Annotated in this window: 3 protein-coding genes and 1 pseudogene; 3 read left to right on the top strand and 1 reads right to left on the bottom strand. The window is 68.5% G+C overall.

All coding sequences use genetic code 11. The features are described 5' to 3' along the window. Nucleotides 1-21 precede the first annotated feature (21 nt). Nucleotides 22-1,443, bottom strand: a complete 1,422-nt coding sequence (gene argH, locus B8115_RS00450; RefSeq protein ID WP_010625756.1) for an argininosuccinate lyase — start codon at nt 1,441-1,443, stop codon at nt 22-24. 258 nt (nt 1,444-1,701) lie between these two features. On the opposite strand from argH, the gene hemC reads away from it, so the two are divergent. The 3 genes and pseudogenes from hemC to B8115_RS00435 form a co-directional block, all read left to right on the top strand. Further along, nucleotides 1,702-2,640 (top strand): hydroxymethylbilane synthase, encoded by a 939-nt coding sequence (gene hemC / locus B8115_RS00445; protein WP_026037781.1) that lies wholly within the window; start codon nt 1,702-1,704, stop codon nt 2,638-2,640. Then, nucleotides 2,641-3,438: a uroporphyrinogen-III synthase gene (locus tag B8115_RS00440; RefSeq protein ID WP_010625754.1), complete on the top strand. Its 798-nt coding sequence runs from the start codon at nt 2,641-2,643 to the stop codon at nt 3,436-3,438. Between the two features lie 6 nt (nt 3,439-3,444). Continuing rightward, nucleotides 3,445-3,829: pseudogene (locus tag B8115_RS00435) on the top strand (hypothetical protein); the annotation flags it as partial.

The following is a 3,829-nucleotide window of genomic DNA, read 5'->3' as shown; positions in this document are numbered from 1 at the left end:
CGCGAGCCAGGGCGAGCCGGCTCATGGGCGGCTGCCTCGCAGGGCGTTCAGGGCCTCGCGGGCACGGCTTGCCGCGGCGCGCACCTGGTCCGGGGCGGTGCCGCCGATGTGGTTGCGCGCGGCTACCGAGCCCTCCAGGGTCAGCACCTCGAACACGTCGCTCTCGATCACGTCGGAGAACTGGCGCAGCTCGTCGAGGCTCATCTCGGAGAGGTCCTTCTTCTCGCGAATGCCGAAGGCCACGGACAGGCCGACGATCTCATGGGCGTCGCGGAAGGCCACGCCGCGGCGCACCAGGTAGTCGGCCAGGTCGGTGGCGGTGGAGAAGCCGCGGCGGGCCGCCTCGTACATGCTCTCCTTGCGCGCTTCGATGGCCGGCACCATGTCGGCGAAGGCCTTGAGACAGTCGCGCACCGTGTCGAGGGTGTCGAACAGCGGCTCCTTGTCCTCCTGGTTGTCCTTGTTGTAGGCCAGCGGCTGCGACTTCATCAGCGTCAGCAGGCCCATCAGGTGGCCGTAAACGCGCCCGGTCTTGCCGCGTACCAGCTCGGGCACGTCGGGGTTCTTCTTCTGCGGCATGATCGAGCTGCCGGTGCAGAAGCGGTCGGGCAGGTCGATGAAGTCGAACTGGGCGCTGGTCCACAGCACCAGCTCCTCGCTCATGCGCGACAGGTGCATCAGCAGGATGCTGGCGAAGCTGGCGAACTCGATGGCGAAGTCGCGATCGCTCACTGCGTCCAGCGAATTCTCGGCCGGGCGCTCGAAGCCCAGCAGCTCGGCGGTGACGTGGCGGTCGATGGGGTAGGTGGTACCGGCCAGTGCGGCGGCGCCCAGCGGCATGATATTGACCCGCTTGCGGCAGTCGAGCAGGCGCTCGTGATCGCGGGCGAGCATCTCCTGCCATGCCAGCAGGTGGTGGCCGAAGGTCACCGGCTGGGCGGTCTGCAGGTGGGTGAAGCCGGGCATGATGGTGTCGGCCTCGCGCTCGGCCAGCGCGATCAGCCCCTCGCGCAGGCGGCTGAGCTCGGCCTCGACCACGTCAATCTCGTCGCGCAGGAACAGGCGGATGTCGGTGGCCACCTGGTCGTTGCGCGAGCGGCCGGTGTGCAGCTTCTTGCCGGTGATGCCGATCTTGTCGGTCAGGCGCGCCTCGACGTTCATGTGCACGTCTTCGAGCTTCACCGACCACTGGAACTCGCCGCGCTCGATCTCGCCGCGGATCTCCGTCAACCCAGCGACGATGGCGTCGCGCTCGTCGTCGGTCAGCACGCCGACCCGGGCCAGCATGGTGGCATGGGCGATGGAGCCCTGGATGTCCTGAAGAGCCAGGCGCTGGTCGAAACCGACCGAAGCGGTGAAACGTTCGACGAAGGCATCGGTGGGTTCGCTGAAGCGACCGCCCCAGGACTGGTTGGTGCCGGGGGTTGTGGGACTAGAGCTCATCGGCGTGGACATCCTGCGCGTTGCGTGCTGTGGCGTTCATCGGGAAGCCGCCTGCGGCGGCGGCAGTCAGGTCTTGCAGTGTACCAGAGTCGGCGCGGGTGGCGAGGGGCGGCGGCCATGCTCGGGGCGCTCGATTTTTCCTGCCTCGCCCGGTGCTTTATGATGAACGTCAATGACCGACTGCCGACCGTGACCGATAATGTTGCGGCAATCATCGTTGAGCAGGGCCGCCGTGGCCCGCTGCCTGGGGAGAACCACGTGCGATCCATCAACACGCTGCGCATTGCCACCCGCAAGAGTCTACTGGCCATGTGGCAGGCCGAACACGTTCGCGATCTGCTGATGGCCGAACACCCGGGGCTCGAGGTCGAGCTGGTGGCGCTCTCCACCCGCGGCGACAAGATTCTCGATACGCCGCTGGCGAAGATCGGCGGCAAGGGCCTGTTCGTCAAGGAGCTCGAAGAGGCGATTCTGGACGGCCGCGCCGATATCGCCGTGCACTCGATGAAGGACGTGCCCATGCACTTCCCCGAGGGTCTCGGCTTGTCGGTGATCTTCGCCGGTGCCGAGCCCACCGATGCCTTCGTCTCCAACGACTATGGCTCGCTCGACGAGCTGCCCGAGGGCGCCCGCATCGGCACCTCCAGCCTGCGTCGCGGGCTGCAGATGCGCGAGCAGCGCCCCGACCTGGAGATCCTGACCCTGCGCGGCAACGTCCAGACCCGCCTGGCCAAGCTCGATGCCGGCGAGTTCGATGCCATCATCCTGGCGACCTCCGGCCTCAAGCGGCTGGGGCTCGGCGAGCGTATCGCCCAGGAGCTGGCGCCGGAGGTGTGTCTGCCGGCCTGTGGTCAGGGGGCGCTGGGAATCGAGTGTCGTATCAACGACCCGGAGCTGATCTCGCTGCTGGCGCCGCTGGACGACCCCATCACCGCCACCCGGGTACGCGCCGAGCGGGCCATGAACACCCGCCTCGAGGGCGGCTGCCAGGTGCCCATCGGCGGTTACGCCACCTTCGAGAACGACGGCCAGACGCTCTGGCTGCGCGCGCTGGTGGGCAACCCCGAGGGCACCCAGGTGCTGCGCGCCGAGGGGCGCGGCTCGATTCACGAGCCGGAGGCGCTGGGCGTTCGGGTGGCCGAAGAGCTGCTGGAGCAGGGTGCCGGCGAAATCCTGGCGCAGGTCTACGGCGCCTGAATGGCTGCCGGGCCCGCCGTTCTCATCTGCCGCCCGGGTGAGCGCGCCGCTGCGCTGACGGCGGCCATCGAGGCCGTGGGCTACCCGGCGATCAACCTCGAGGCGATGACGCTGGAAGCGCTGCCGGAGGATCCGGCGCTGCGCCAGGCTTGGCTCGACTTCGATCATTTCCACAAGGTGGTGGTGGTCAGCCCCTTCGCTGCCGAATGCCTCTACCACGCCCTGGATCGCTACTGGCCGCAGCTGCCGTTGGGCACCCAGTGGTATGCGGTGGGTGCGGCCACCGCCGAGGCTCTCCATGAGCGGCTCGGCGTACGGGTGCACCTGCCCTCGGCCGCTGCCGGCGAGGACACCAGCGAGGCGCTGCTCGAACTCGCCTCGCTGCGCTCGCTGAACGATCAGCGCGTGCTGCTGGTGGCCGGCGAAGGGGGGCGTACGCTGCTGGCCGATACTCTGGCAGCGCGCGGCGCCAGGGTCACGCGGGTGGCGCTCTACCGTCGGCGGCTGCAGGCGCCCCCGCCGGAGCTTCAGCAGCGCCTGGCACGTGGCGAGTTTCGGGCGCTGGTGGTCAGCAGCGGCGAACTGCTCGAACATCTGGCAAGATGGTGTACCAGGGTCACCTTGAACCAACCGCTAATCGTGTCCAGTCGCCGTTTGGCTACACTGGCCAGCAACTTGGGTTTTCGCACTCCCGTGGTAGCGGCGGGTGCCACGCCGGCGGCTCTCGCCAGTGCCGTGGCCGCGGCCTGTAACCAGGAGGATGCCGATGTCGATCAAGACGATCTCGAAAAGGGCTAGCGACAGATGAGCAAGCAGACCAACGATCAGGATGAACGGAAGGCGTCTTCCGGCAAGGGACAGGACGGCAAGGGCCGCGAGGCGGAGGCAAAGGCGAAGCCCGCCAGCGACAGCGGCAAGAGTGCGGCGTCTTCGCCAGCGCCGGGCAGCGACGCCAAGAGCGGCGAGAAGCCCGCCGCCGCGCCTGCGGGCGGCTCCCCAAGCGCTGCCGGCCCTGCTGACAAGAAGGATGCCGGCCCTGCTGCCAACGACACTGCCAGCGCTGCCGACAAGCCGGCTCAGCCCGTCGCCCCGGCCCCTGGCGAGACCAAGGCCGCTCAGGAGAAGGGCGGCGACAAACCCGCTGCGGCCAAGCCTGAGCCCGCCAAATCCGCCGGTAGCGACAAGGCTA

The organism is Halomonas sp. KM-1, assembly GCF_000246875.1.
GTDB classification, from domain to species: domain Bacteria; phylum Pseudomonadota; class Gammaproteobacteria; order Pseudomonadales; family Halomonadaceae; genus Halomonas; species Halomonas aerodenitrificans.
This window is presented reverse-complemented; position numbering and strand designations above follow the sequence as displayed.